General features: G+C 71.2%; 4 protein-coding genes. All 4 read right to left on the bottom strand.

Translation table 11 applies throughout. The annotated features are described in order from the left end of the window. Window positions 1-875: ABC transporter permease (locus FUT87_RS25545; protein WP_186830764.1), on the bottom strand; the 875-nt coding region annotated here is incomplete at its 3' end. Continuing rightward, window positions 872-1,594 carry an ABC transporter ATP-binding protein gene (locus FUT87_RS25540; RefSeq protein ID WP_147242815.1) on the bottom strand — a complete coding sequence of 241 codons (723 nt, stop codon included), beginning with the start codon at window positions 1,592-1,594 and terminating at the stop codon, window positions 872-874. The genes FUT87_RS25540 and FUT87_RS25545, both read right to left, overlap by 4 nt. Beyond that, complete coding sequence (msrA, locus tag FUT87_RS25535) at window positions 1,594-2,169, bottom strand: peptide-methionine (S)-S-oxide reductase MsrA (RefSeq protein ID WP_147242814.1); 576 nt, start codon at window positions 2,167-2,169, stop codon at window positions 1,594-1,596. The genes FUT87_RS25540 and msrA overlap by 1 nt, the downstream gene beginning before the upstream one ends. A gap of 104 nt (window positions 2,170-2,273) precedes the next feature. Next, window positions 2,274-3,321, bottom strand: a 1,048-nt coding sequence (locus FUT87_RS25530) for a DUF748 domain-containing protein (protein ID WP_147242813.1), incomplete at its 5' end; no start/stop codon positions are given.

Here is a 3,321-nt window from a genome sequence, read left to right as displayed (position 1 = left end):
ATCACCGCGGCCAGCGGACTGCGGTAGCGCACCAGCACCATGCTGACCTCGAGCGCGGCGTCCGCGTGAGCACCGGTGTGCTCGCGGTCGTGCTCGTGCTCGTGCTCGTGCTCGTGCTCGTGGTCCGCGGCGTGGCCGTGATCCTCGGCGCGGTCGCGGTCGCGGTCGCTGGCGTCGTCGCGGTCGCTGGCGTGATCGTCGTGGCCCCTGCCCTTCGATTCGCGGGCCGACTTCGCCGCGTGCCCATGCGCCGCATGGGCCTCCCAGACCGAGGCCAGGTCCGTCAGCACCAGCCGGTCGACCACGCCGCCCGTCGGCGCCAGGACGCCGGTCACTTCATAGGGGTGCTCGTGTTCCTCGCCGCCACCGGCCAGGCCGTGCGTGCCGTGGAACCGGTCGCCCGGCTTCAGCCCGGACTGACGCGCCACCTCGGCGCCCAGCACTGCCTGCATGGGCCCGGTCCAGCGCCGGCCCTGGGCGAGCTCCAGCTGGTAGAGCGCCAGGTAGTCCGCCGTCGTGCCGACGATGCGATGGCCGCGGAAGCTGTCGCCCAGCGAGATCGGCACCGCCTGCGCCACCAGCGGCTGCGCCTTCAGCTGCGAGACGGTGGCGAGCGGGATGTTCCCCGTCGACTGGTCCAGGTGGAACACGCCTGCCAGCAGGATCTGCATCGGACTGCCCTTGGCACCGACGACCAGGTCGATGCCGCCGAGATCGCGCCGAAGGCCTTGCTCCAGCTGCTCGCTGACCAGCACGACGAAACCGATCGCGGCCAGGCCCAGGCTCAGCAGCATCAGGTTGAGCGTCGTCAGCATCGGACGCGCCCAGAGGTATCGCCACGCCAGGCGCGGCAGGTTCAGCGGGGACCGGCTCATTGGGTGGCGCACGACGTCGGCAGCGGCATCGCCGCGCTGCCCATGCGCGTGAGCCTCAACCGTTGCAGCGCCGGCCACTCGCTCCAGACGGCCTCGATGCGGGCGTCATGCGAGGCGATCACCAGGCTGGCGCCGTGTTCCGTCGCCACGCGACGCAGCAGCGCCAGCGTGGCGTCACAGGCCTCGTCGTCGAGGTTGGCGGTGGGCTCATCGGCGAGCACGAAACGCGGCGCGCGCAACAACGCCCGCGCCAATGCCACGCGCTGCGCCTGGCCCTGGCTGAGCGCATGCGGACGTCGGTCCAGCAGTGGCGCTATGCCCAGCTCGGCCAGCAGGGCCGCGATCCGGGCCTCGTCCGGCTTGAGCCCTGCGGCGACGTAAGGCAGCGCGAGGTTGTCGCGCACGCTCAGCGAGGCGCTCAGGTGCAGACGCTGCGGCACGAAGCCCAGATGGGCGCCGCGCCAGGCGTCCCGCGCGGCCGGCGCGAGCGCGCCGACCTCCACCCCGTCCATCGCCAGGCGTCCCGCCGTCGGCGTCAGCAGTCCGGCCATCAAGGCGAGCAGCGTGCTCTTGCCGCTGCCCGAAGCGCCGCGCAGCAGCAGATGACCGCCGCGCGGCACCTCGAAGTCGGGAAAGTGCAGGTCGGCCGCGGCGGACGCCCCGTAGCGGAAGCGCAGCCCGTGGCTCGCGATCAGCGCGGCGGCGTCCGTCGACGCCATCAGCCGGCCGCCTCGTCCTTCAGCAGTTCCTTGAACTTCTTCGCGAACTTGTCGACCTTGGGCGCGACAACGAACGCGCAGTAGCCCTGCTCCGGGTGATTGGCGAAGTAGTCCTGGTGATACGCCTCGGCGGGCCAGTAGTTCTGCTCGGGCTGGACCTCGGTGACGACCTTGCCGCCATGGGCGCGCTGCGCCTCGTCCAGCACCTGCCGGATCACGCCGAGCTGCTCGGGCCGCGTGTAGTAGATGCCGGAGCGGTACTGCGTGCCGACGTCCGCGCCCTGGCGGTTCAGCGTCGTCGGATCGTGGATGGTGAAGAACACCTGCAGCAGATCCTCGAGGCTGACGACGCGGGTGTCGAAACGCACCCGCACGACCTCGGCATGACCGGTGTTGCCGGAGCAGACCTGCTCATAGTTGGGCTGCGTCACCTGGCCGTTGGTGTAGCCGGACTCGACGCCCAGCACGCCCTTGACGCGCAGGAACACCGCCTCGGTGCACCAGAAGCAGCCGCCTCCGAGGGTGATCAGGTCCTCGCCGGCCGGCAGGGAAACGGGATTCGGGGTGGTCGTCATGGCAGGTCCTCAAGGCTGGCGGGAAGTCTTCCCGCGACAGGCGGATTCAGATCGGGCGCGCGACCCGGAAATCAAGCCCGCCAGCATAGGCGAGCGACGCCCGCTCACTGTGCGCTGAGCGCCAGATCCACGCGCGGCTGCCAGGGCTTGTCCTTGTCGGCGCCGCGCTCGTCGTCCTTCGCATGCAGCTTCGGCGAGGCCAGGAACATGCGCGCGTTCGGCACGCCGCGCTCGATCAGCGCATCCCGCACCGCGACCGCGCGCTGCAGCGCCAGCTCCCGCAGCTGCTCGTCGGTGACGGTGTAGCTGTCCATCAGCAGCTCGCGCATCTGCTCGGCCGGGATGTCCTTGGTCAGGCCGACGAAGTTGCGCGGCTTGTTGGGCAGCTTGGCGTTGTCATAGACGACCTTGAGCAGGCGCGCGCGCTGGGCGTCGTCCAGCGTCACCGGCGCATCGCTCGCGGCGGAGGCCGCCGGCGCCGGGCCCGCCGCCTGTGTGCCCGCCGCCCGCCGCAGTTCGCGACGCCGTTCCGCGAGCAGCGCGTCCTCGAGCCGCGCCGCCTGGGCCGCGCGGCGCTCGCCGGCCGGATCCACCCAGCCGGTGATGCTCAGTTGCAGCGCCGGGCGGTCCGCCAGCACCCGGGTCAGCGGCTCGAGCTTCTTCGCCGCGTCCGGCTGCAGCGCGGCCGTGCCGGGCTTGAACTCGAGCTGGCTCATCTCCGCCCCGCCGCCGCCGGACAGCAGCGAGAACGGCGACATCAGCGCCTTGGTCAGCAGGTTGACGATGAGCTTGACGACCAGCCCGCCGACGCTGAACTCCGGATCGTTGAGCGAGCCGCTGACCGGCAGGTTGACGTCGATCACGCCGTCCCGGTCCTTGAGCAGCGCCACCGCCAGCTTGACCGGCAGCTTGGTCGCGGTCGGGCTGTCGATGCGGTCGCCGAAGGTCAGCTGGTTGAGCACGATCTTGTTGTCGGCCTGCAGCCGGCCGCCCGGCTCGATCTCGTAATGCACGCGCGTCGAGAGCTTGCCGCGCTCGATCGCATAACCGGCGTACTTGCCGGCATAGGGCGACAGCGGCGCGAGCTCGATGTCGGTGGCGCTGGCGGTGATGTCCAGCGCCAGCGGCGCCCCGCTCGGGTTCAGGCGGCCG

It is taken from the genome of Mitsuaria sp. TWR114 (assembly GCF_007997345.1).
Note: the sequence above shows the minus strand (reverse complement) of the source record. Positions and strands in the feature narration are given on the sequence as shown.

What these genes read in the sequence shown, in the direction of transcription:
- FUT87_RS25540 (WP_147242815.1), bottom strand. Translation starts at nt 1,594, where the DNA reads ATGGCGTCGACGGACGCCGCCGCGCTGATCGCGAGCCACGGGCTGCGC.
- msrA (WP_147242814.1), bottom strand. Translation starts at nt 2,169, where the DNA reads ATGACGACCACCCCGAATCCCGTTTCCCTGCCGGCCGGCGAGGACCTG.